Below are 22,893 nucleotides of genomic sequence, written 5' to 3'. Positions count from 1 at the left end.
ACTCTCTTTTATTTATATTTTTAATCTTTCAAGAAATTTTTTTCCATTACGCCTGCACGATCAATAGCTGCTTGCATTGCTTCATCAACCGTATCATAAATACCATTTTTCTCAAATACATTTACAGCTTCAATTGTTGTACCGCCTTTAGAGGTTACATTATTTCTTAACTGCAAGAAAGGAATCTCTTTTTCATGCTCTGCAAGTTTCACGACTCCCTTGGCAGTTTGTAAAATAAGTTCTCTAGCCTGCTCAGGTTCAAACCCTAAAGCTTCTGCTTTTCGTTGCATTGCATCTAAAAACAAAAAGAAATAACCTGGTGCACTACCTGAAATTGCAATAATATTATTAATTTCATGTTCTTGCTCAACCCAAATCGTCTTACCTACCGCACCCATTAAAGTTTCTGCAAACTTTTTATCTTCTTCAGATACAAGTGCAGCAGCAAATAAACCGCTTACACCCTCACCAACTAATGACGGAGTATTTGGCATTACACGAATAATTTTTAAATCATCGCGATTTAGTACTTTTTTATAAAATTGGACTTGTGTTCCGGCAGCAATCGTCAAAAACAATTTGTTAGATAAATCTACCTTTTGTTGAATTGGGGTACATACTTCTTTCATTAACTGAGGTTTAACAGCTAAGATAATGACATCTGCATCACTTACTGCCTGTATATTATCTGATGTTGTATGCACACCGTATGCTTCATGCAGTCTTTTTTTGGTTTCTTCACTTGGTACAGAAACAGTAATGCTCTGCTTGTCATAACCAGAAGCAATTAAGCCTGAAATTATGGCAGATGCCATATTACCACCACCAATGAAAGCGACACTACGTTGGCTCATCTTATAATCTCCATGTAATTTAAATACTTATATAATATATCTATAAACAGTAATATTATGCCCTTAACTTTCAGAACACATTCCTTTATATTTACTGGCAAAACTCTCAATAGCCACTTTCTTTTGTTGCTCATCATTAACAGCAGGTACAGCAAAAGCATCCTTTACCAATTGAAGAAATAAGTCTTTTTGCTTAGAATCTTCTATATGCGTTACTTGTTGTTTAAGCTGCTCATATTGCGTTCCATTTTGGCGTAATTTCATTACACCTTCTGCAGCATTCATTAAATGTTCACAGCTTGATTTTGTTACTGTCTCTGCATGAGAGACCATACTTCCCAAAGCAATACAAAACCCAAATACAATCTTTTTCATAACCAATCATCATCACAACAAGAAAACTTAGCCATCGTATCAATACAAGCTTATAATCTACATAAAGGTTTGTTTATTTCTGTTTCTTTTATCTGCAAAAGCGTATATTTTAATCAAAACTTACGTTTCAAGTCTAAATAAAGTGTTTCTTTTATTTCTTCCATAACAATATAACTATGTGATGAAGCAGATGCAGGTAACTTTTTAAGAATATCTGCCAATAAACGGCGATATGCACCCATTTCTTTCAATCTAGCTTTGACCAAATAATCAAACTCACCTGAAATAAGATGGCATTCTAGCACTTCTGGAATTTCCGACAGATTCATAGCAATACTATCAAATACATCCCCAGACTTTGCAGATAGCTTAATTTCCAAAAACACTAGTAAACTACGCTCAACATATGCAGGATCTAAACGTGCATAATATCCTTTAATTACACCATCTCTCTCCAATCGCTTTACTCTTTCTGAGCAAGGTGTTGTCGATAAATTCACTTTAGAAGCTAACTCACTAATCGCAATACGACCATCTTTTTGCAGAATATCAAGAATCATATAATCCGTACGATCAAGCTTACGCATATAATTGCCTTACATTTACAATATCCATATTAAAAATTATGGAATAAACTGAATTATAGGTTTAAAAATAGTGAAATAAACTAGACTATTGTCAATATACTAGAAAAAATCACAAAGAATGAGCCATAATGGAGTAGATATGCATGTCATCATTTTAGGCAGTGGAGTCATAGGTGTTACAAGTGCTTACTACCTTGCAAAACAAGGAGCAAAAGTTACTGTATTTGATCGTCAACCTAGACCTGCAAAAGAAACAAGCTTTGCAAATGCAGGTCAGATATCTCCTGGCTACTCTACTCCTTGGGCTGCACCTGGTATTCCACTTAAGGCCTTTAAATGGATGTTTCAAAAACATGCACCTCTAGCTATCGGGCTAGATGGCAGTCTTTGGCAGCTTCAGTGGATGGCGAAAATGCTCGAAAACTGCAACCCTAAAAGCTATGCAATTAATAAAGAACGAATGACTCGTGTTGCAGAATATAGTAGAGACTGTTTAAGAGATTTACGCCATAAAACAGGAATCCAATATGAAAACCGCGCCAAAGGTACATTACAAGTTTTCCGACATATGGCTCAACTAGAGGCAGTACAACGCGACATTCAGGTATTAAAAGAATGCAATGTTGATCACCAACTTCTAGATAACCAACAGCTAGCAAATATCGAGCCAGCATTAGCATTTGCCAAAGACAAACTCGTAGGTGGACTTCATTTACCTAATGATGAAACAGGAGATTGTTATTTATTTACCAATGCATTAGCGAAACTCGCAATGGAGAGTGGTGTCACATTCAAGTTTAATCAAAATGTTGAGCAACTTATTGTTGAAAGCAATGAAATTAAAGGTGTAATTGTTGATGGTCAAACATATACAGCAGATAAATATATCCTTGCATTTGGTAGCTATTCACGGCGCTTTTTAGAACCATTGGGTCTTGATATTCCTGTTTATCCTGTAAAAGGATACTCTTTAACACTACCTATTATAGACTCTAAATTTGCACCACAATCTACAGTACTCGATGAAACATATAAAATAGCAATTACTCGCTTTGAACAACGTGTTCGAGTAGGTGGAATGGCTGAATTAAATGGATTTAACCTAAAACTTAATCTAAAAAGAAGAAATACTTTAGAGATGGTTACACAAGACCTTTTCCCATGTGGTAATACAGAACATGCAACATTTTGGACTGGGTTAAGACCCATGACGCCTGACGGTACGCCCATTATTGGTGCAACAAAGTATAATAATTTATTTCTAAATACGGGACATGGTACTCTAGGCTGGACAATGGCATGTGGGTCAGGAAAGTTAATTAGCGATATTGTGCTCAATCAAACACCCGATATCTCTATAGAAGGGTTATCATTACAGCGCTATCAACACTTTGCTTGATCTGATTTGGAAGGAAACATCTCATGCCTCGCCCAATACAGGCTATTATTCACCATCATGCACTTACACATAATTTAAATATTGCACGAAAACTAACGCATCCCAATAGCAAATTATTTGCAGTTGTGAAAGCAAATGCTTATGGACATGGTATAGAAAATATATATCGTGCTTTTAAAAATGCAGATGGATTTGCGTTATTAGATATTGATGAGGCCATTCGTCTTCGATCACTTGGTTGGGAGGGTGAAATTTTACTTTTAGAAGGTCTTTTTAATGAAAGTGACCTCATGGCATGCGATACATACAACCTTAGCTTTACAGTTCACAGCCCTCACCAACTCAAATGGCTAGAAAATTATCAAGAAAGTGCGCAGTTTAAAGTTTTTTTAAAAATGAATAGTGGCATGAACCGTTTAGGCTTTAAGCCACAAGCATACAAAATGGCATGGAAATCTATTTCACAATTATCTCATGTTGTTGATGTTACACATATGATGCATTTTTCTGATGCTGATGGTGAACGCTTAGGCAAAGATGGTATTGAATATCAGATGATAACTTTCCAAGAAACAATACAAGATATACCAGGATTATGCTCTTTAAGTAACAGCGCTGCATTATTACGCCATCATGCAGAAATACATTCAGACTATGTACGGGCTGGTATTTTACTATATGGCAGTTCACCCGACTATCCATCACACACCGCAGATGATTGGAATCTTAAACCAACCATGAGCTTACGTAGTGAGATTATTGCAATTCAAGAAATCAATGAAAAAGACAGTGTGGGATATGGTTCACGGTACATTGCCGACCATCCAATGAAAATTGGTATTGTTGCATGTGGCTATGCAGATGGCTACCAACGCATCTCGCCATCTGGTACACCCATTTTGGTAAATGGGCAACGTACTCAACTCATTGGAAGAGTCAGTATGGATATGCTAGCCGTAGATTTAACACATATTAAAGATGCAGAAATAGGTAGTGAGGTTGTCTTGTGGGGTATTTCATCTTGTGGGGTAACACTTTCAATTGATGAAATCGCAGAAAAATCAAATACGCTTGCCTATGAACTCATGTGTGCTGTTACATCGAGAGTACCTTTTTCTATTGAAAAAAAAAGCCACGTCTAGGAAACGTGGCTGTCCTAAAAAAGGACATAAAAGTGATAAAATAGTCACAAAATTAATATAAAATACCTAAAAAGTCAATATAAATCATTACTGCTATATAATCAGTCAGAAACTATTATTTTGTACATAATTGGTGATAAAAAATTGACGATAGTAATCCTGTATTTTATGATCTGCATCATTTCAAAATGTTTGGCTTATAGATTGCCGCTATAAAAAGCATGAATATACTCAAAAAAAATAAAACTTGTAGTTATTTAACTATTGCTATTTTTAGTATTATTAGTGGCTGTAGTAGTCTAGGGCCACATAGTGGTTCTATAGCAACGCGCTCTTTTCGATTATCGCAAGCAATTCAAACTGCATACTACGTTCCTGCATATAAAGCAGACCGTTTATCTCCAATTATTATACAAAGTGCAGATAGATATAATGTTCCACCTGAACTGATAGCAGCAACTATTAAACAAGAATCAGGTTACCGTACAGGGCTAAGATCTGGTGGTGGTGCAGTAGGATTAACTCAAATTATTCCAAGTTATTGGGCTTCAAGGTGTCCAGGCGATTTAACAAATGACTATACTAATATTCAATGTAATGCATATATTTTAGCAAACTATCATGATATCTCAGGTAGTTGGTTTAAAGCTTCTGCATATTATAATGTGGGTCCAGCAGGTTATAAATCTAGCTTTTGGACACGCCACAAAGGAAAAAAATACGCAAGATCTGTAAGGAATTATAAGAAAATTCTTAAAAAAGCACTTTAATATAAAATTTATAATTGGCTTATTTTTTAGAATTGAGCAAACGTATGCTCAAGACATGATGGCGTATTTCTGACAAAGATTAATATATTTTTAATACATATCCTTAAAATCGGAATATGATTGATGGCAAATCTTGCATTAAACCCGAATAAAGGAATACAAACACTCCATGGCTCGACCAAAATTTCTACCTGATAATTTCAGCTTAATGATTGTAGGTATGCTTCTTCTTGCAACATTTTTTCCTATTCATGGACAAGCTGCTCAGTTTTTCAGTCATCTAACAGATCTAGCAATTGCACTTCTCTTCTTTCTTCACGGTGCAAAACTTTCACGAGAGGCAGTGATTGAAGGCTTTACCCATTGGCGGTTACACCTTATCATTTTTGCAGCGACTTTTGTTTTATTTCCAATTATTGGCTTTATCCTAAAACCAATAATTGAGCCACTACTCGGACAACAACTTTATTTAGGCATTTTATATTTATGCTTACTACCATCTACAGTACAGTCATCTATCGCTTTTACATCTATTGCAAAAGGAAATGTCCCTGCCGCATTATGTAGTGCTTCTGCCTCTAATATATTAGGTATGTTTATTACACCATTTCTAGTTGGCATTTTTATCACCCAAAATACTACAACAGGTCAGCATAGCTCTAATTTAGGGTCTGCATTAAATATCATTTTATTACTATTTGTTCCTTTTATTCTTGGTCAACTCTTTCGTACAAAAATGATCCCCTTCCTCACTAAATATAAATCTAGTGTAAAAATGGTAGATCAAGGATCAATCTTAATGGTTGTTTACTCTGCATTCAGTGCTGCAGTAAATGAGGGTATTTGGCATCAAGTTTCAATCATGACACTTATCTATTTAGTGCTTACATGTTCAGGCTTACTTGCTATTGTAATGCTACTTATTCGTTTCGGCAGTAAGAAATTTGGCTTTAATGAAGCCGATCAAATTACAATCTTATTTTGCGGCTCAAAAAAAACTCTTGCTAGTGGCGTACCTATGGCAAAAATCTTATTTGCAGGTCAGCCCTTTGGTCTTATTTTACTACCACTCATGCTATTTCATCAAATTCAGCTTATTACATGTGGAATTTTGGCAAATCATTTTGCAAAAAAAAGGGATAATTCTTAGCTAATACATACAGTGATGTTTGAGTAAACATAAAACTTTCTCAAACATCATGCAATACACGTAAAACCCTTATCTATTTTATTCATATCAAAATTATTTTTTATTATTTTTTATGCTTACTTATCGGCGGTATTCTTCTTTTTAGCATTAGATCTAATATCACCTAGGAAAGCAAAATGCCATTAAATCAAATTAAAGCTGGGCTTTTCACAAAAATACATAAGACTCCATCATTCCATTTTAAAGAGAATACTTTCTCAAGTATTTCTTATGTACCAACAAGTGAAACTAATAGCGATATAAATAGATCCTACGGCGATTATTGGAAGCAAAAAACTGAAATTTATGGTGGCTCAGGAAAGAAGGTACGCGCCGTAATTGATGAAATCAATACATCTACAAAAACAAAAGGTTCTCTTAATTGGCAGCAGTATCAACATCGTTCAATCAATATTCTTTTAATTATTAAGGACAATCTAAAAAAAATTAGTCGTGCATATACCAAATTATTCAGCTTAGATACATGTGGAGCAACCGTAACATTCGTAGAGCATGGTATGAGTGATATATTTATTACATGGCAACATGAGGCTTACAAACAACCAAATAAATTTAAGAGTTCAATTTTTGCAAATCCATCTGTTGCTGTTATAGCTAAGAATATTGAGCAAACTAACTGTCACTCACCTAAAAACCTCTTCACTCCATAACTCTTTATCAAGAGTTGGATAGTTTATCTAAATTTCAAAAACTTCATTGTAATCAGATTATTAAAATAGACCAACAACGCTCTAAATCATAGGAGAAACTTAAAATGAACACAACAATACATAATATTATTGTCCCTGGTGTTGGTGGTAGCAATGAGCATCATTGGCAGTCATTGCTTGAACAACGTTTAACAAATTGCACACGTGTACAGCAAGATTGGCAACAACCTATTTTGAACAATTGGATTGAACAATGGTTTAAAACCATTAACACCTTAGACAATAAAGCTTCATTACAAATTATTGCACATAGTTTTGGGTGCTTGACGAGTATTGCAGCACTAAGTAAATACCCAGAAATTGCTTCACGTGTAAAAAATCTTATTCTTGTTGCACCTGCAAATCCTGCTCGTTTTAGTGAAGCAGGTTTTAGTCAAAATAGTGCAAACAGCTACTTCGAAACCTTTAAAGAACTCAAACTATCTGTACCAACAAAAATGTTTATCAGCGAAAATGATCCTTGGCTAAATTATGCTGATGCAATATATTTTGCAGCACGTTGGCATGCTCCAACAGTGAATTTAGGTCAAGTTGGACATATTAATGTTGACTCTGGTTTTGGAGCTTTTCCTGAGCTTATGCCTCATCTTTTACTCAATTCTAAAGAACGAGTATTTGGATACACATCATCTTTATTAAAAAATACTCAACGCCAATATGTAGCACAATCAGGTTTATGAAATCTTATAATTTTATACGTAATAACCAAACCGCGTCTTGGTTAAGAAAAATTTTATACTTTACTGACACTAGATGGATAAATACATAAAATGATTTATATTTTTTCAAGGCATAGCACTAATTACTTAAGCTGAAATTTTAGTGATTCTTATGCGCTAGAAGTTACGGAAAAACAATACTTTAAACGAATGCATTTAGGCTAAATAGTTTTATAAGCCAATAATGTAAAAAATTCATATCAGAGAAACATAGGCTTTAAAAATACATGGTCTTTATTAGTAAAATTGCTATCGATTTAAAAGTTCATTCCAAAGTAACATCTTCATTAGATATAAAAACTTTTAAACATATTCATAAGTTCATACAACTCGATTTTCTAGCTCATTTTGCTAGCAACCAGAGCCAATTTATTTCTATTCCATTATTTATAATAAAACTATTTGATAAATTAGATGTAAAAGTTAGAAACGATCTTATTAAATGGTTAACCAATTTACATGATAAATCACATATTACTTCCATTTTTATAGCACATGACTACACTAATAAGAAGTGTTTGAAGTCACTACTGAGATTATTGTAATGATTAAATGAAATATTAAGCAAATCGCCTCAATATATAACCTTATGAAAATTTACCCCATTTATTCTTGATCTTATAGATCAAGTAAATAAATTTGAAGAGACTAAACAGAATGGAGTGAAGCCTTGGTTAAGATCAATTATCTTTACTATTGTATACGTAAAAAAGCTATTTTATTGCTTTTACTAGACCGCATGAATTCGACATCTATAATGTATTCCAATAAAAGAAATTTTTCGTCTTTACGTCTGGATATTTGCTGAACATTTACATATTTTTTGAGACACCCCAAATATTTGCTTAAAGTGAGTGAGAGTAAAAAAATAATGAACTTCCAACAACTACGTATCATTAGAGAAACTGTACGTCAGAATTTCAATTTGACAGAAGCATCTGCAGCATTATTTACATCACAGTCAGGTGTAAGTAAACATATTAAAGACTTAGAAGACGAGCTTGGTGTACAACTATTTATTCGTAAAGGTAAAAGACTATTGGGGCTTACTGAACCTGGTCAAGCGTTGCTAAGTGTGGTTGAGCGTATGCTTATTGATGCAGATAACATTAAACGTCTTGCCGATGAATTTAATAAAATTGACGAAGGAACACTCACAATAGCAACGACGCATACTCAAGCACGATACGTACTCCCGCCTATTGTAAATTTATTTAAAAAACAATTTCCAAAAGTACATCTGGTTTTACAGCAAGCAAGTCCTGCTGAAATTGTAGAGATGCTCCTGCAAGGACAAGCAGATATTGGAATTGCGACAGAATCTTTAACGGCTGAAGAAAACCTTGCAGGTCTTCCATACTATACATGGCAACACAGCATAATTACTCAACCTGACCATCCATTAACTCAAGTAGATAAAATAACATTAGAAGAATTAGCCAAATATCCAATTGTTACTTACCACGAAGGATTCACAGGCCGATCCAAAATAGATCAGGCTTTTAAAGATGCAGGAATTGATGCAGATATCGTAATGTCAGCTTTAGATACAGATGTTATTAAAACTTATGTTGAGCTAGGTATGGGTATTGGTATCATAAATAGCATTGCCTACGATAACAAACGCGATATACACCTCTCACAGGTTAAAACATCATTATTCGATATAAATACAACATGGATTGCCGTACGTAAAGGTCACTTACTTCGAGGTTATGGGTACGAGTTCATCTCTCTATGCTCACCTGATGCAAATATTATTGAACTTAAAAAAGCTGCATACCCTGAAGAGTAAAATAAAAAAGCCCAAATCATTTTGGGCTTTTTTATCACATAATATGTTTAATATTGATTAAAGTATTGTTGAATCTGTGTAGGATCATTGGTTTTTGTAAGTGCTGTCATCAGTAATATACGTGATTTAGCAGGATTTAATGTACCAGAAACTAAACCCGGTTCAGAGCTATCTACAGGTACACTACCGCCACCTGTACGTGATGATCTTACAACAACAATTCCTGCTTTTTCTGCTTTCTTAATACCCGCATCACTACGTACAGAGACAGATCCTGCACCAGTTCCCGCATATACAATTCCTTTTACATGATGCTCAATCGCAGCATCATACATATATTCAGGATCATCTTGATAACCATAAATAATTACAACAGATGGTAAAGCATCAAGATTACGTACATCAAATACAGATTGTGTCGTATGTTTTTTCTCTACACGGTTATTATATTCGATATGACCATCAATAATCGTACCTAAATAGCCTTCTTCAGGTGCTTTAAATGTATCAAGTGAATTGGCATTTGTTTTTGTCATAAAACGTGCTGCACCAATTTTATCATTAAGCACAACAAGAACACCTCGACCTTTAGACTGCTGGTCAGAAGCAACTGTAACCGCTTCTAATAAGTTCATTGGTCCATCTGCACTAATTGCAGTTGCAGGTCGCATCGCCGCCGTAAATATAACAGGCTTATCACTTTTTACTGTTAAGTTTAAGAAGTACGGCGTTTCATCTAAAGTATCTGTACCATGTGTAATTACAACACCATCAACATCTTTTTGTGCCAATAGCTCATTTACACGCTTAGATAACTTTAATATGACATCACTTGTCATATTTTCACTACCAATATTTGTAACTTGCTCACCTGTTACGTGTGCAATTTTATTGACCTCAGGCACAGCATTAATTAAATTCTGAACACCAATTGCACCTGGTTTATAACCCGTTGTTTGAGTATTACTTGCTGCTGAACCTGCAATCGTTCCACCTGTTGCTAAAATAACAATATTCGGCAACTTATCTGCAAATGTAGTACCACTCACCACAAGTAGTGCTGTAACAAGGAAAGCTTTTAATTTCATTCTAAATCCTTAAAACAAGGTTAAATAATCTGCATACATTACGCGTCTAACAAACGTCATATATTTGTCATATTCATAGATACTAATGTTTTAAAATTGAATATACAAAGAAATCTGTCTTATACCTAAGTCTAATACAGTGATATCTCTAATAAAAAAGCGACTAGAAACCAATCTAATCGCTTTTTAAAATATCTTTCCTATTAGAAACGATATCTTAAAGTAAACTGAGCATTGACTGGATCACCAATGAGCGCTCCTGTACTCGATAGACCATGGGCAGAAATATAATAATGTCGATCAAATACATTATTTAAGTTTACACTCGCATCATAACGCTCACTTGTATAACCAACTGCTGCATTCATAATTGCATAACCAGGTAATCTGAGTGCATTATCTGGCGCTGCATACTGGTAGGTTTGTGCTTTACCACCTAATGCTGCGTACCAATGATCATTCAATTTATATTTCACTCATACATTCGCAGAGTTTTTGGGAGTAAGTGCTGCTCTTGCACCCACAGGGATAAAGGCAATCTGGTTTTTATTTCAAGTAAGTACTATATTTTTTAAATGAAGTTTAAAAAATATAGTCATTGCCTTGTGTTAGCTCTCATATTTTGTATTTTAAATTAGAGGATTGACAAAAGCAGCAAGCATTACCATCAACAAGAGTAGCTGCTTCTTGCCCCCCTTACTGCCTGCATATGCAGAAAATATAATAGAAACCGCGCCAAATCATCTATTATTATTTGCGTAATATCAGTATGTATATGAGTTACCCTAGAACTTTTAAATCGGCTTATTGTGATTCATTTCTACCGTAATATTACTCTTGTTTAATTTTTCTATCAGCTTTTTTGCAACTTTTTCTGTCCTACTAGTAACGAATAAATGACCCATGGTTTCTCCTTACCTCTACCAACAATAATTTAGATTTAATTAGGTAAATCACTGATAGGTTTATTTATATCTACTTTTGTACCCGCAAAATTCTTTTGAATATATTGTTCTACAAACAGTTGATGGTATAAAACACCTAACTTTTTAAATGTTTTATCATTTAAACGTGACCTATTTACTACCAAGACATTGATATTTTGTGCTGTATTATCACTTACATTTTCATGAACTAGAGATTGTGTCAATACATTTAAGCCACCGTCTAAAGCTACCGTATTCCCTATAGCAGCAAGATCTACATCCCCTAGTACACGTGGAATCGTTGACCCTTCTACAAGCTTAATTACCAGATGCTTAGGATTACTTGTAATACTTTCAATATCTCCTGTAATAGAGTTAAAATTGTCCGAAAGCTTAATCAATTTTGCTTGCTCCAATAATCTAAGAGCACGTGCTGTATTTGCGGCATCATTGGGAATAGCAACAACAGCTTTTTCAGGTAAACTTTTCAAACTATTATATTTTTTCGAATATAAACCCATTGGCTCCAAATAAGTTGTTGCAATAGCTACAAGCTGATTATGATTAAGTTGATTAAATGCTTTTAAATACCCCCAAGACTGAAATGCATTTACATCAATTTCATTATCTAAAGTCGCTCTATTCAATGCAACACCATCATTAATTTCTTTAACTTTAATATTCAAGCCTAAATGTTTAGCCTCATCAGATTGAGCAATATACTTCCAAATCTGTGCATCTGAACCTGTAGTCCCCAAAGTAATTACCTGACCTTTCTCCTCAAACACCGTAGTATTTTTCTTAAAATAACTAGAGCAACTTACCACAAAAAATACTGAAATAATGGCGAGTAATATCCACTTATTATTTTTCATATGATTCACCAATTTATTTTCTATTTAGTTGATTATAAATTTCAGGATAGAATTTTTTAGTCACTCCCAAATGAGACCTAAAACGGCTTTTCATATTGTTTTCTGCTACATTACGAAGTAATGGATTATTAGGATCACTAGTCGGCCCTTTGGCAAGTGCCTTCAAATGTGCCGGTAAATTCAAGATAGGAACATCACCTGAAAAAATATTTGGTGAAATAAAATAAGCAATTGAATAACGATCTTTATACCTTGGTGACACTACTCTATGTGTATTTGCAACTAAATATCCATTTGTTGCTAACTCTAGAGTTTCACCGACATTTACGATAAGCGCACCCTCAATATGTGGAACATCTATCCATTTATCATGAATAAGTACCTGAAGACCACCAACTTCATCTTGTAGTAATAGAGTAAGAAGGTTTGTATCCTTATGTGCTCCAACACCTTGTGCACTTTTTTGAATATTAACCTTTGGATAATGAATGAGTTTAAGAGACTCATTTGGACTATGAGCAATAAACTCATCTAAAACATTCTCTTTTAAACCAAGTGCCAACATAAAAGCATGTAGTAAATCAATAGAAATTTTTCTAGAATCTTTCAACCAATTCTCAACAACCTCTTTAAACTCAGGCCACTGATTTGGCCATTGATTCGGCCCTTGCAATCTTATCCATATAGGTTGCCCCTTTCTCAACTGAATTGCTTGGCATTCTGGTCCAATATCTATTTGCTCTCTTTCATCTGGAATATTTTGTGTATTTTCACCATTTATTTTTGTATAACCTCGAAAATGCGGAGAATTTTCAATGGAAATCTCATCTTTTTCTTTTTGATCTAATTTAAAAAATTGATGTGTATATTTTTTAATTTCATTGATTCTACTTAAATTTAATCCATGACCTACTAAGTAAAAAAAACCATAATTACGTGCTAAATACTGTAATTTACTTAAAAAATCTTGTCTTTTATCTAATTCATGGAATTGACTAATATCTAAGATAGGTAGCTTATTGGAATCAAATTCATATATTGTACTCATTATTTTTTATCTCGCATATTTATACAATAAATAAGATTACAGTTGGTTTCTATTTTTCAAAAATAATAAAAATGAAATTGCTTATAAATTTAATATATTTAATTTAATACAGTTCTTTAAAAAATATTAACCCATATATTTTTTTATAAAGAATATAGAGCAATTTAAAAAATTATAAATCAATGAAAAATATAGAAATATATTTTAAATTATTACAATTACTGAGTCAGGCATCACAAAAATAGTAAAAACAACAACCAAAAACTCATTAAAAAACACTTCCATTATATAAAAAACAAAATTCTATAAAAAAAATATTATCTAGTTTTTCATTTTAATAAATTTCAAAATATTTCATTTAAAATAAATACGATATAAAAGACTAAATATTAAATTTCATTAATTTACATAAATTAACACTTGAAAAAATATATTATCTCATTAGAATTAGCACACAGCTAAAGTATAACAAGTTGAATCAGATGGTTTTTTCTAAATACATTAAATTTACAAGTAGTATTTTACTTACAATCTTCTTAACAAACCATTTACATGCAAGTACATTTAAAACATATACAGATGATAGTAATAGTTTTCGTAGTGTTCTAAATGAAAATGATGTAAACCAATTACCTGATAAATTGAAAGATAAAGACAGTGGAAAAGATGCTGTTTTATATATTTTAGAAAGAGCGCGTATTTACCAAGTAAATCAACAATATCAAGAAAGTTTGGATACATATAAAAAAGCTTTTGAACTTATTGAAAAACAAAATAATCGGGCAAAATTTAGTGTTTCTCGTGTAGGATTTAAAGCACTTTCTATGATGAGCAATGACTCTGTTGTTCCCTACCTTGTACCACCTTATGAACAAGTACTTGCTCATATCTCACAAGCAAAAAATTATATTTTTCTCAAAGATATAGAAAATGCTGGTGTTGAAATGCGTATTGCGCAACAAATACAGCGTGAAATAGAGCTTGATCATGAGAAAGAGCTTGCACGAAAAGAAGAAAAAATGAAATCAAAAATGTCTTCTAACAATACCAAAAGTGAAGATGATGATATAGAAGATGCTAAGGCACCATCTCAACTGAATGATGCACTTTCAGGACTTGATACAATTGCAGGAAAAATTAAAAATACATATCAAAATAGTTATGCATTTTATATGGCTGCAAATGTATGGGAAGCTCTTGGCGAATTTAATGATGCACTTGTAGATTATAAAAAAGCATATGAGCTTCAACCTGATGAGCAAATTGCTCAAGATATTAAGCGTGTAGATCAACTTAATTTACAAAAGACATCTGCAACCACACCTGTTGTTATTTTTATTGAACAAGGACTTGTTCCACAAAAAATTGAACACAAACTCACAGTTCCTGTACCAAATGGTCTGATTAATATTGCATATGCAACATATGAGCCTAAAACATACCAAACACCTCAAACCATAAGTATCTCGCTAAACAACCACAAAGTACAAAATAGTTATGTGATGAGTGATATTGGTGCATTGGCTGTTAAACAACTTAAAGAACATACCTTATCTACTGTATCAAGTCAGGTTGCTAGAGCAACAACAAAATATATTGCACAACAACAGCTTGGCCAACAACTTGGAACTTTAGGTCAAATTGCAGGTAATTTACTCAATGCGTCTACAGAGCATGCAGACTTGCGCTCTTGGTCAACGCTTCCAAGTAACACGCAAGTTGCTCGTTTAAACTTAGCACCTGGTACATATAGTTTACAACTTGACCGCTTCGATAATTCTGCAAGCATTCCCCTTACTGTACAAGCAGGAATGAATCAGCCTATTTTTGTCTATGCTTATGATGTAAATAATAAAATTTCAATTTCAAGTAGTAACCTTGTAAAACCTTAATATTTAAATGGCAACTTAAACTATGAAACTACTAAAAGTACTCATTCCTAGCCTATTCGTTTTTGGGTTAACCGCATGTACAGCACCGAACTCGCTATCTACTCAAACACAGAGTAATGGTTCGATGTCTATTCAAACAAAAACCAATAATCCTGTGCTATTAACAGAAATTGGAATAGATCGCATTAATACTGTAGATGTTGGAAACCTTAAAAAGGTTGCTATTGCAATTAAAAATCAGCGATTCAACGACAAACATTTTTTCTACAAAATTGTTTGGGTAGATGCTCAAGGTATTGAAGTTAATCCTGAAGGATCTATTTGGAAACCCATTGACTTAACTGGTCGTGAGATTAAAAGTGTTCAATCTCTTGCACCAAATCCATCAGCTGTAGACACAGTAATTTATTTAAAGAAATAAGTGAGATTTAAAATGAAATTAAAAGCTTTTGCTGGAATTGTTATTGGAACAGCACTTTTAGGCGGTTGTGCAACAACTGGAAATGTAAGTTATGGAGATGCTCAATCCGTTGAAACACTTACCAAAGATTTTGGTTCAACTGATTTACAAATGATTGCCAACAAAATGGTTGACGATATGTTGAGCTTCCCACCTATCGTACAAATGACTCAAAATCGCCGCCCTGTTATGTTTGTTGATCGCATCAAAAACAAAACTCAAGAGCATATTGATACAGAGTCAATTACAGATACAATTCAAAGCAAACTTATCAATTCTGGAAAATTCCGCTTTGTAGATATGACAGCTGCAAATGCAATGGCAGAACAAATTGCATACCAAAAACAAAGTGGCATGGTAAACCAAGCAACGTCTGTACGTGCAGGTGGTCAAATTGGTGCTGAATATATGCTAAACGGCAACCTCTCTAGCATTGTTAAAAATGCTGGTGGAAAAAGTGATGTTTATTACAAATTTACTTTAAAGCTTCAAAACCTACAAACTGGTATTGTTGAATGGACAAACGAAAAAGAAATTCGCAAATCATCTAAACGCCCAGCTTTCGGTCTTTAATTTCTATATCTTCAAGATGGTTTCTTAAAGCCATCTTGACCTCTCTCTTATACTTTATAAATTATGAAAAAACTTTTATCTACTTTATTTATTTTATTGGGGCTAACCACATCTGCTTTCGCATCTCTCAAAGAAGTTGCAAAGGAAACGACTGGTTCAGGTCCTACACAACAACAAGCAATTGCTGAAGCTCTCCTCACAGCAGTTCAATCTGTAAATGGTACAACTGTTGCTTCTCGTGTGGACTACCAAGAAACTGTTTCCATGTCTGTAAGCAAAAGCCATTGGAGCTATAAAAGCTCAACTTCGCCTGTATTTAGTGTAGATACAACAGGGTCAGGTGCTGTAAATCGTTATCAAGTACTTAGTCTAAGTGGCTCTCAAGGTAACTATCACGCACATGTACGCTCTTATATCAATAAATTTGAGTCTAATGTACAAGATCAAAATATGAGGCGTATAGCTATTTTACCATTCCGCGTAACAAGTGGAGCTGACTACGATAGTGATTTCAGCAGTGAACTTGCCGATCTTGTTGGTACATATCTTACTCAGTCTGGTCAATTAAGTGTATTAGATCGTCAATACATTTCTGAAATGCAATCTGAAAATAACTTTTTGAATTGGGATGGTGCTCCACAAGAGCTTGCACGTATTGGTCAAAAAGTTGGCGTTGATTATTTAGTCGTTGGTAAAATTACACAACTTGGAGAAGCAACAAATAGCCACCAGATGTATGGACTCAATAAAAATGCACAACAGGTACGCTTGACATGGCGTGTGATTGAGGCAAATACCAGTAAAGTTGTGGCAGCAGGAAACTTAAATAAAACAATTTCACAATTCTCAGGACAAAATCTCGTTTCAGGAGAAACAAAAACAACTGCCGATGTAGTTGCCCAAGAAGTCTACCAAGACATATTAGTTGGTTTAAAACTCAAAGCGAAGAAAGATACCGTTTCTGGTAATAATCCTGTAGATACTTCTCCAGGCTATTCAATGACTCCTGGTTCTAGTGACAAGCCTGTTCAATGGTAACCTGAATTAAAAAAAGAGAGCGTTAAGCTCTCTTTTTTATTTTATGATCAATGAGATTTAGCAATAATGAGACAAACATTATTTTTCTCAAGCATATCCATATATTCCGCATTAGGCTCTTTATCTGTAACTAAATAATCAAAGTCTGCAATTTGTGCAACTATTTTTACACCTGTTTTCTTAAACTTATCCGAGCTCAATAATAAAAACTTTGTTGTTGATGCCTTCATCATCGACTTCTTAACTTCTACTTTTTCAATATCAAAGTCTAAAACTCTACCCGCCACATCTATACCTGAAGCTGCAATCAAAGCAACATCGGCAAAATAAGCTTTAATTTGTCTATAAGTTTCATCACCTGTAACAGCACCATCATTACCTCGAATCACACCTCCCATTACAACAACCATATGCTGATCTTGCTTTGCTAAAATAAGTGCTGCAGATAAATTGTGGGTAAGTATTTGCTTTGGTAAAGCATGAACAAAAGTATGTGCGACTTGATCACATGTCGTTCCTGTATCTAAAAAAACACTTTCCACATGATTAATTTTTTCTAAAACTGCCTCTGCAATAGACTTTTTTTCTTGAACCATATGTGATGACTTAAATTTATAACCAAGCCTAACATCATCAACATGTAACAAACTTACACCGCCATGAAACCGCTGTAGCAAATTATCATCACATAACTTTTTTATATCTCTTCTTATGGTCGGTTGTGAATATCCCAACTGTTCAGCCAATGTTTCAATAGAAGTATAGCCATTATTTTTTACTAAATCGAGCAACTGTTGATGCCTAAGCTTTGACACAATAATTTCCTTAAATTGTCATAATGATCATTTATGATCAAAATTATAAATCTATATGATTACATCTTAATTATTTGAGTGAAATAACTGTGTGCTTTAAATTTACTGTAAACCCAACAAGTCATGAAATATTACGCAATCAGCATTCAACACAAATACGTGTTGTAGAAATAGATAACACACTTACTCAGAAGATTCAAAGCTGTCAAAATGATCAAGATATCCTAAACCTAATTAAAAGCTACCCTTCATCTTTCCAAATACCACCTATTGGTGTAATTGGCCCCAAAGAAGCAACTCCTGAAGAATATAAATTTGCAGAAAAACTTGGCGAATCCCTTGCTCAACTTGGTATAACTGTCATTTGCGGTGGACGAAATGGTGTTATGGAAGCTGTATGTAAAGGTGTTTATATGCAAGATGGTACAAGTATTGGACTTATTCCTAGTGACCACTGGAAAGATGCAAATAAATATGTAAAACAAATAATTACTACAAATATGGGCCCGACTAGGAACTCTTTAATTGCACTTTCAGCATTTAGCTTAATTGCAGTTGGCGGTGGTCTTGGTACGCTCAGTGAAATTGCATACGGATTACATTACGACAAGCCGGTTATCGTCACAGATACAGCACCTTATGTAGACGGCGTCATCGTACTTAATAATATTTCAGCAATTATATCGCAAGTTTTAGCAATCTTGCTGAATGCAAAAGAATGATCAAAAAACTTTCATTTTTTTGTAATAGAAAATCACTATGATCAATATCAATCAATTTAATCAAATTCGATCATGAAAAAAGTAACCTACATTTACTTGATCTATCTATTTTTACCGATTGCCTTACTTATTCTAGGGTCATTTGGTCAGAACTGGACAAACACACTCCTACCCAGTGGTTTTACAACGCAATGGTACTTAGAAATTTGGGATTCAGTGGTTTATAAACGTGCGCTATCAACAAGTCTTATTGTCTGTTTAAGTGCATGTATACTCAATTTTTTAATTATTACACCGTTAGTTTACCAGTTACAAACCAGTGAAAATAAATCAGCTTTAAAAGTAACGCGCTTATTAGCTTTACTCCCTATCGCTGTGCCAGAGCTTATTCTAGCATTTGGCTTTGTTTTATTTTTCAGTCAGGAAAGTACACCTTGGTTAGGTTCTACATGGCTACTAATCATTGGTCATTGGATTATTACTTTTCCTTACTTTTACTTTAGCGTGACTTCAGATATCTCTCGTTCACCCCTTATTTCTTTAAATAAAGTTGCCCAATCTTTTGGAGCAAATGAGTTTACACGCTTTAGAACAGTCTTTTTACCATTAGCATCTAAATCTATTTTTTCAGGATTAGTTACTGTTGCTGCAATTTCATTAGGGGAATTTCAGCTTAGTAATTTAATCGCTGGATTTATGAATAGAACTTACCCAACGTTGTTATTACAAGCCTTTTATGGCGCAACGGGTCTGGCTTGTGCTGCTACTGTCATTTTATTACTTATGGCAGTCACGATGTCCTTGCTATCTGCTTGGCAACCTTGGAATAAACGTAAGAGTTTTGAATCATGATAGAATTTCGTTCGGTATCTTTTACCTATCCTAATAGTCAATCGGGTGTAAAAGATATTTCTTTATCGGTAGATACAGGTGACCTCGTTGCAATTTTAGGAAAAAGTGGATGTGGAAAAACCACATTATTAAAATTGCTCGCAGGTTTTGAATATCCTAATCACGGAGAGATTTGGATCAATCAAAAAAATCAGGAAAATCTATCCTGTGCAGATCGAAAACTAGGGATTGTTTTTCAAGACTATGCACTCTTCCCACATTATACAGTCGAACAAAATATTGCATATCCTCTAAAAATTAACCGAGCTAAGAATATTCCGACAAAAGTTAAGACTATGATTGAACTTGTAGGCTTAGGAGGAATGTCACATAAATATCCACATCAACTTTCAGGTGGCCAAAGACAACGTGTGGCTTTAGCAAGAGCATTAATTTTTGAACCTACAGCGCTACTGCTTGATGAACCTCTTTCAGCATTAGATGCTTCTTTGCGTGATGAAATGCGTACAGAAATAAAACGCATTCAGAAAGAGTTAAATATCACAACTTTCTTAATTACGCATGACCAAGAAGAAGCAATGACTATGGCTGACCAAGTTGCTGTAATGTCAGATGGTCAAATTCAGCAATGTGCTTCACCTTTAGAAATTTATCACCATCCTAACTCTACCGCTGTTGCCAAATTTGTGGGTAAAGCAAATATCCTTAAAGGTAAAATAATTTCAAATACTACCGTCCTAACAGATCTTGGTACATTAGAGATTTCACCCACCACACGCACATTAAATGAACATGTAGATCTTCTTATTCGACCAGAAAAATTTCTAATCAACCCAAATACAGAAGAAAAAAATGTGCTTTCAGTAACGAAGGTATTGAACTCCCAGTTTCTTGGAAATTTTACAGAATATACCGCTGAAATAAGCCAAAACTCTATCAAACTTCATACACCTTTCCCTTGCAATACAATCAATCATATTGCAGTTCCACCACAGTCTATACATATTATTTAAGGATAAGACGATGAAATCTACATTACTTAAAGTAATGCTTAGCAGTGCACTATTTATGTCTTCTGTCAGTGTTTTTGCCGCCCCCCTAGAAGGTGGTGAGCTTTATCCTCACGAGCAACAGCAATATGAAAAAGCACAAAAAGAAGGTCTTGTCGTATCTTTTGATACAGGACCAACTTGGGCAAACTGGAACAGTTTATTTACTGGTTTTAAACAGCGCTACCCAGGTGTAGACATTGTTTATAATGACTTAGGTTCAGCTGCAACAGTCGTGGCTTTAGACAAGTCAAAACATCGTCCACAAGCAGATACAGCCTATTACTTTGGTGCATCAGGTATAGATGCAATGAATAAAGGGTTAGTAACGTCTTATAAACCAAATAACTTCGACAAAATTCCAGCAGTATTTAAAGATGCAAATGGTCAGTGGTTTACTGTTCACTCTCTCACAGTTGCTATTCTAGTAAATAAAAAATTAGTAAAGCATATTCCTCAGTCATGGGCTGACCTACAAAAACCAGAATATAAAAATAGTATTGTATATCAAGATCCTCGCACAACAGGTCAAGGGCAAGTTGTGGTTCTTGCGGCAAATATGAGTCAAGGGGGAAGTATGAAAAATATTAACCCAGGCGCTGAATATTTTGGAAAATTACAAAAATCAGGCAACGTCTTACGTGTTGTTGGTACAACGCCTTATGCACAGTTCTTAAAGGGTGAAATTCCTATTTGGATTGGTTATGAAAATGATGGTTTTAAAGCCATGACTAAAGATGGCATGGGTGATGATGTTGCCGTTGTTATTCCTAAAGAAGTTTCTCTTGCAGCGCCATACGCAATGTCACTTGTGAAAAATGGTCCGAATCCTGAAGCTGCAAAACTATGGGCAAATTATGTTATGTCTCCAAAAGGACAGGCACTTTTTGCTGAAGGCTTTGTACGCCCAGTTGTTGCAAATACACCTTTACCTGAAAGTGTAAAAAACAAGCTTGTAACTGCCCCACAAATTAAGCCATTAGATTTAAAAGCTGCGGCTGAAATTAAGCCAGAGTTAGATAAGCGCTGGGCTTCTGCTGTTCTTTCAAAATAACCATCACATTATCATTTTAGGAGCGCCATTGTGAAACAAACAACATGGAAAAAGTGGCTTATAACTTTACCTGCATGCCTTGGGTATTTACTTTTCTTTATGTTACCAATGGTGTTCATTTTTTATGAACCATTACATGCACCTGTCGAAACATTTAATAGAATGATTTCAGATAGCTACTTACTTAATAGCATCTCTGGCAGTCTTATACTATCAATATCAGCTTCTTTTGTTTCATTAGTCATCTCATTATTTATTGCTTTTTATCTCAGTCACTGTACCGACCGAGTTCGACAAATTCTAAGTATTATGATTTCTCTACCACTCGTATTTAGTGGTCTAATTGTGGCATATGGTTTTATTTTAGCGTTTGGTCGCGCAGGGTTTATCACCAAAACACTAGGTTTAGTCGGCATCCCTGAAGCATCTTTTGGTAACCTTATATTTACGCCCGTTGGTTTAGGTATGGCATATTGTTATTACCTCATTCCACGAGCAGTGTTTATACTACTCCCAGTCTTTCAAAGTTTTGACTGGCAACAAATTAAAGTTTCTCAAAGTTTTGGAGCTTCGAAATTACAGAGCTATCGTTTTATTTTATTTCCACAAATTTTACCTGCAATGGTAACATCATTATGTGTCATGTGTTCTGTTGCACTCGGTGCCTATGGTACTGCTCTTGCTCTTTCAGGCACACAGCTAAATATATTACCCCTCACGCTATACAGCAAAATATCTGATGGTGGAACAGATTTTCCTGTGGTAGGTATGCTTTCTATTATTCTTATAGCCTTATGTCTTATATTTACATTTATTGCAGAAATTATTCAAAATAAATATACAGAAAAACAGTAAGTTTCAAGAGTTTTATACCATATTTTAAATTCCCTGCTTCAGATGACGCTTTGCTCTGATGCAGGAATTTGATGTGTGCTGAATT

24 protein-coding genes are annotated in these 22,893 nt (G+C 34.3%); 16 read left to right on the top strand and 8 right to left on the bottom strand.

Features of this window, described 5'->3' with window-relative positions; translation table 11 throughout:
- Positions 1–20 precede the first annotated feature (20 nt).
- The 3 genes from proC to AC1MPL_RS07445 all read right to left on the bottom strand — a co-directional run bounded on the left by proC (position 21) and on the right by AC1MPL_RS07445 (position 1,816).
- Positions 21–854: a pyrroline-5-carboxylate reductase gene (proC, locus tag AC1MPL_RS07455; RefSeq protein ID WP_479765153.1), complete on the bottom strand. Its 834-nt coding sequence runs from the start codon at positions 852–854 to the stop codon at positions 21–23.
- Positions 855–917: 63 nt separating this feature from the next.
- A complete protein-coding gene (locus AC1MPL_RS07450; RefSeq protein WP_479765152.1) occupies positions 918–1,229 on the bottom strand; it encodes a hypothetical protein in 312 nt (103 codons plus the stop codon).
- Positions 1,230–1,342: 113 nt separating this feature from the next.
- The gene (locus tag AC1MPL_RS07445; protein WP_479765151.1) at positions 1,343–1,816 is read right to left on the bottom strand and encodes a winged helix-turn-helix transcriptional regulator; all 474 of its coding nucleotides are present in this window, start codon (positions 1,814–1,816) and stop codon (positions 1,343–1,345) included.
- A 139-nt stretch (positions 1,817–1,955) separates the two neighbouring features.
- Between AC1MPL_RS07445 and AC1MPL_RS07440 the strand changes: the two genes are divergently transcribed.
- The 7 genes from AC1MPL_RS07440 (at position 1,956) to AC1MPL_RS07410 (ending at position 9,561) form a co-directional block, all read left to right on the top strand.
- On the top strand, positions 1,956–3,215 hold the full coding sequence (locus AC1MPL_RS07440; RefSeq protein ID WP_479765150.1) for a D-amino acid dehydrogenase: 1,260 nt from the start codon (positions 1,956–1,958) through the stop codon (positions 3,213–3,215).
- Positions 3,216–3,238: 23 nt separating this feature from the next.
- Complete coding sequence (gene alr, locus AC1MPL_RS07435; RefSeq protein ID WP_479765149.1) at positions 3,239–4,357, top strand: alanine racemase; 1,119 nt, start codon at positions 3,239–3,241, stop codon at positions 4,355–4,357.
- 221 nt (positions 4,358–4,578) lie between these two features.
- The gene (locus tag AC1MPL_RS07430; protein ID WP_479765148.1) at positions 4,579–5,127 is read left to right on the top strand and encodes a lytic transglycosylase domain-containing protein; all 549 of its coding nucleotides are present in this window, start codon (positions 4,579–4,581) and stop codon (positions 5,125–5,127) included.
- Positions 5,128–5,296: 169 nt separating this feature from the next.
- Positions 5,297–6,277 (top strand): bile acid:sodium symporter family protein, encoded by a 981-nt coding sequence (locus AC1MPL_RS07425; protein ID WP_479765147.1) that lies wholly within the window; start codon positions 5,297–5,299, stop codon positions 6,275–6,277.
- A 176-nt stretch (positions 6,278–6,453) separates the two neighbouring features.
- Positions 6,454–6,987 (top strand): hypothetical protein, encoded by a 534-nt coding sequence (locus AC1MPL_RS07420; RefSeq protein ID WP_479765146.1) that lies wholly within the window; start codon positions 6,454–6,456, stop codon positions 6,985–6,987.
- 104 nt (positions 6,988–7,091) lie between these two features.
- Complete coding sequence (locus tag AC1MPL_RS07415; protein WP_479765145.1) at positions 7,092–7,727, top strand: alpha/beta hydrolase; 636 nt, start codon at positions 7,092–7,094, stop codon at positions 7,725–7,727.
- A gap of 910 nt (positions 7,728–8,637) precedes the next feature.
- The gene (locus AC1MPL_RS07410) at positions 8,638–9,561 is read left to right on the top strand and encodes a CysB family HTH-type transcriptional regulator (RefSeq protein WP_479765144.1); all 924 of its coding nucleotides are present in this window, start codon (positions 8,638–8,640) and stop codon (positions 9,559–9,561) included.
- Positions 9,562–9,608: 47 nt separating this feature from the next.
- Here AC1MPL_RS07410 and AC1MPL_RS07405 read toward each other — a convergent pair whose 3' ends face one another.
- From AC1MPL_RS07405 to AC1MPL_RS07390, 4 genes are all read right to left on the bottom strand, one after another.
- Positions 9,609–10,649 carry a type II asparaginase gene (locus tag AC1MPL_RS07405; protein ID WP_479765143.1) on the bottom strand — a complete coding sequence of 347 codons (1,041 nt, stop codon included), beginning with the start codon at positions 10,647–10,649 and terminating at the stop codon, positions 9,609–9,611.
- Positions 10,650–10,852: 203 nt separating this feature from the next.
- Positions 10,853–11,125, bottom strand: coding sequence for a hypothetical protein (locus tag AC1MPL_RS07400; protein WP_479765142.1), 273 nt, complete (start codon positions 11,123–11,125; stop codon positions 10,853–10,855).
- 464 nt (positions 11,126–11,589) lie between these two features.
- Positions 11,590–12,450: a MetQ/NlpA family ABC transporter substrate-binding protein gene (locus tag AC1MPL_RS07395; RefSeq protein ID WP_479765141.1), complete on the bottom strand. Its 861-nt coding sequence runs from the start codon at positions 12,448–12,450 to the stop codon at positions 11,590–11,592.
- 13 nt (positions 12,451–12,463) lie between these two features.
- Positions 12,464–13,498: an isopenicillin N synthase family dioxygenase gene (locus AC1MPL_RS07390; RefSeq protein ID WP_479765140.1), complete on the bottom strand. Its 1,035-nt coding sequence runs from the start codon at positions 13,496–13,498 to the stop codon at positions 12,464–12,466.
- Between the two features lie 482 nt (positions 13,499–13,980).
- Between AC1MPL_RS07390 and AC1MPL_RS07385 the strand changes: the two genes are divergently transcribed.
- The 4 genes from AC1MPL_RS07385 (at position 13,981) to AC1MPL_RS07370 (ending at position 17,461) form a co-directional block, all read left to right on the top strand.
- Positions 13,981–15,390, top strand: coding sequence for a COG3014 family protein (locus tag AC1MPL_RS07385; RefSeq protein WP_479765139.1), 1,410 nt, complete (start codon positions 13,981–13,983; stop codon positions 15,388–15,390).
- A 22-nt stretch (positions 15,391–15,412) separates the two neighbouring features.
- On the top strand, positions 15,413–15,811 hold the full coding sequence (locus tag AC1MPL_RS07380) for a DUF1425 domain-containing protein (protein ID WP_237411547.1): 399 nt from the start codon (positions 15,413–15,415) through the stop codon (positions 15,809–15,811).
- Between the two features lie 12 nt (positions 15,812–15,823).
- A complete protein-coding gene (gene lpoB / locus AC1MPL_RS07375; RefSeq protein WP_479765138.1) occupies positions 15,824–16,423 on the top strand; it encodes a penicillin-binding protein activator LpoB in 600 nt (199 codons plus the stop codon).
- Between the two features lie 63 nt (positions 16,424–16,486).
- Entirely contained in the window at positions 16,487–17,461 is a 975-nt protein-coding gene (locus tag AC1MPL_RS07370) for a CsgG/HfaB family protein (protein ID WP_479765137.1), read from the top strand.
- A 47-nt stretch (positions 17,462–17,508) separates the two neighbouring features.
- Here AC1MPL_RS07370 and AC1MPL_RS07365 read toward each other — a convergent pair whose 3' ends face one another.
- On the bottom strand, positions 17,509–18,276 hold the full coding sequence (locus tag AC1MPL_RS07365; protein WP_479765136.1) for a DeoR/GlpR family DNA-binding transcription regulator: 768 nt from the start codon (positions 18,274–18,276) through the stop codon (positions 17,509–17,511).
- A gap of 89 nt (positions 18,277–18,365) precedes the next feature.
- Between AC1MPL_RS07365 and AC1MPL_RS07360 the strand changes: the two genes are divergently transcribed.
- The 5 genes from AC1MPL_RS07360 to AC1MPL_RS07340 all read left to right on the top strand — a co-directional run bounded on the left by AC1MPL_RS07360 (position 18,366) and on the right by AC1MPL_RS07340 (position 22,808).
- Positions 18,366–18,998: a TIGR00725 family protein gene (locus AC1MPL_RS07360; protein WP_479765135.1), complete on the top strand. Its 633-nt coding sequence runs from the start codon at positions 18,366–18,368 to the stop codon at positions 18,996–18,998.
- A 72-nt stretch (positions 18,999–19,070) separates the two neighbouring features.
- Entirely contained in the window at positions 19,071–19,850 is a 780-nt protein-coding gene (locus AC1MPL_RS07355) for an ABC transporter permease (RefSeq protein ID WP_479765134.1), read from the top strand.
- Complete coding sequence (locus AC1MPL_RS07350; RefSeq protein ID WP_479765133.1) at positions 19,847–20,863, top strand: ABC transporter ATP-binding protein; 1,017 nt, start codon at positions 19,847–19,849, stop codon at positions 20,861–20,863. Before AC1MPL_RS07355 ends, AC1MPL_RS07350 begins: the two co-directional genes overlap by 4 nt.
- A gap of 10 nt (positions 20,864–20,873) precedes the next feature.
- The gene (locus tag AC1MPL_RS07345; RefSeq protein WP_479765132.1) at positions 20,874–21,953 is read left to right on the top strand and encodes an extracellular solute-binding protein; all 1,080 of its coding nucleotides are present in this window, start codon (positions 20,874–20,876) and stop codon (positions 21,951–21,953) included.
- Positions 21,954–21,983: 30 nt separating this feature from the next.
- Complete coding sequence (locus tag AC1MPL_RS07340) at positions 21,984–22,808, top strand: ABC transporter permease (protein ID WP_479765131.1); 825 nt, start codon at positions 21,984–21,986, stop codon at positions 22,806–22,808.
- Positions 22,809–22,893 lie beyond the last annotated feature (85 nt).

The sequence above is a fragment of the Acinetobacter sp. N1-1 genome, assembly GCF_056711485.1.
This window is presented reverse-complemented; position numbering and strand designations above follow the sequence as displayed.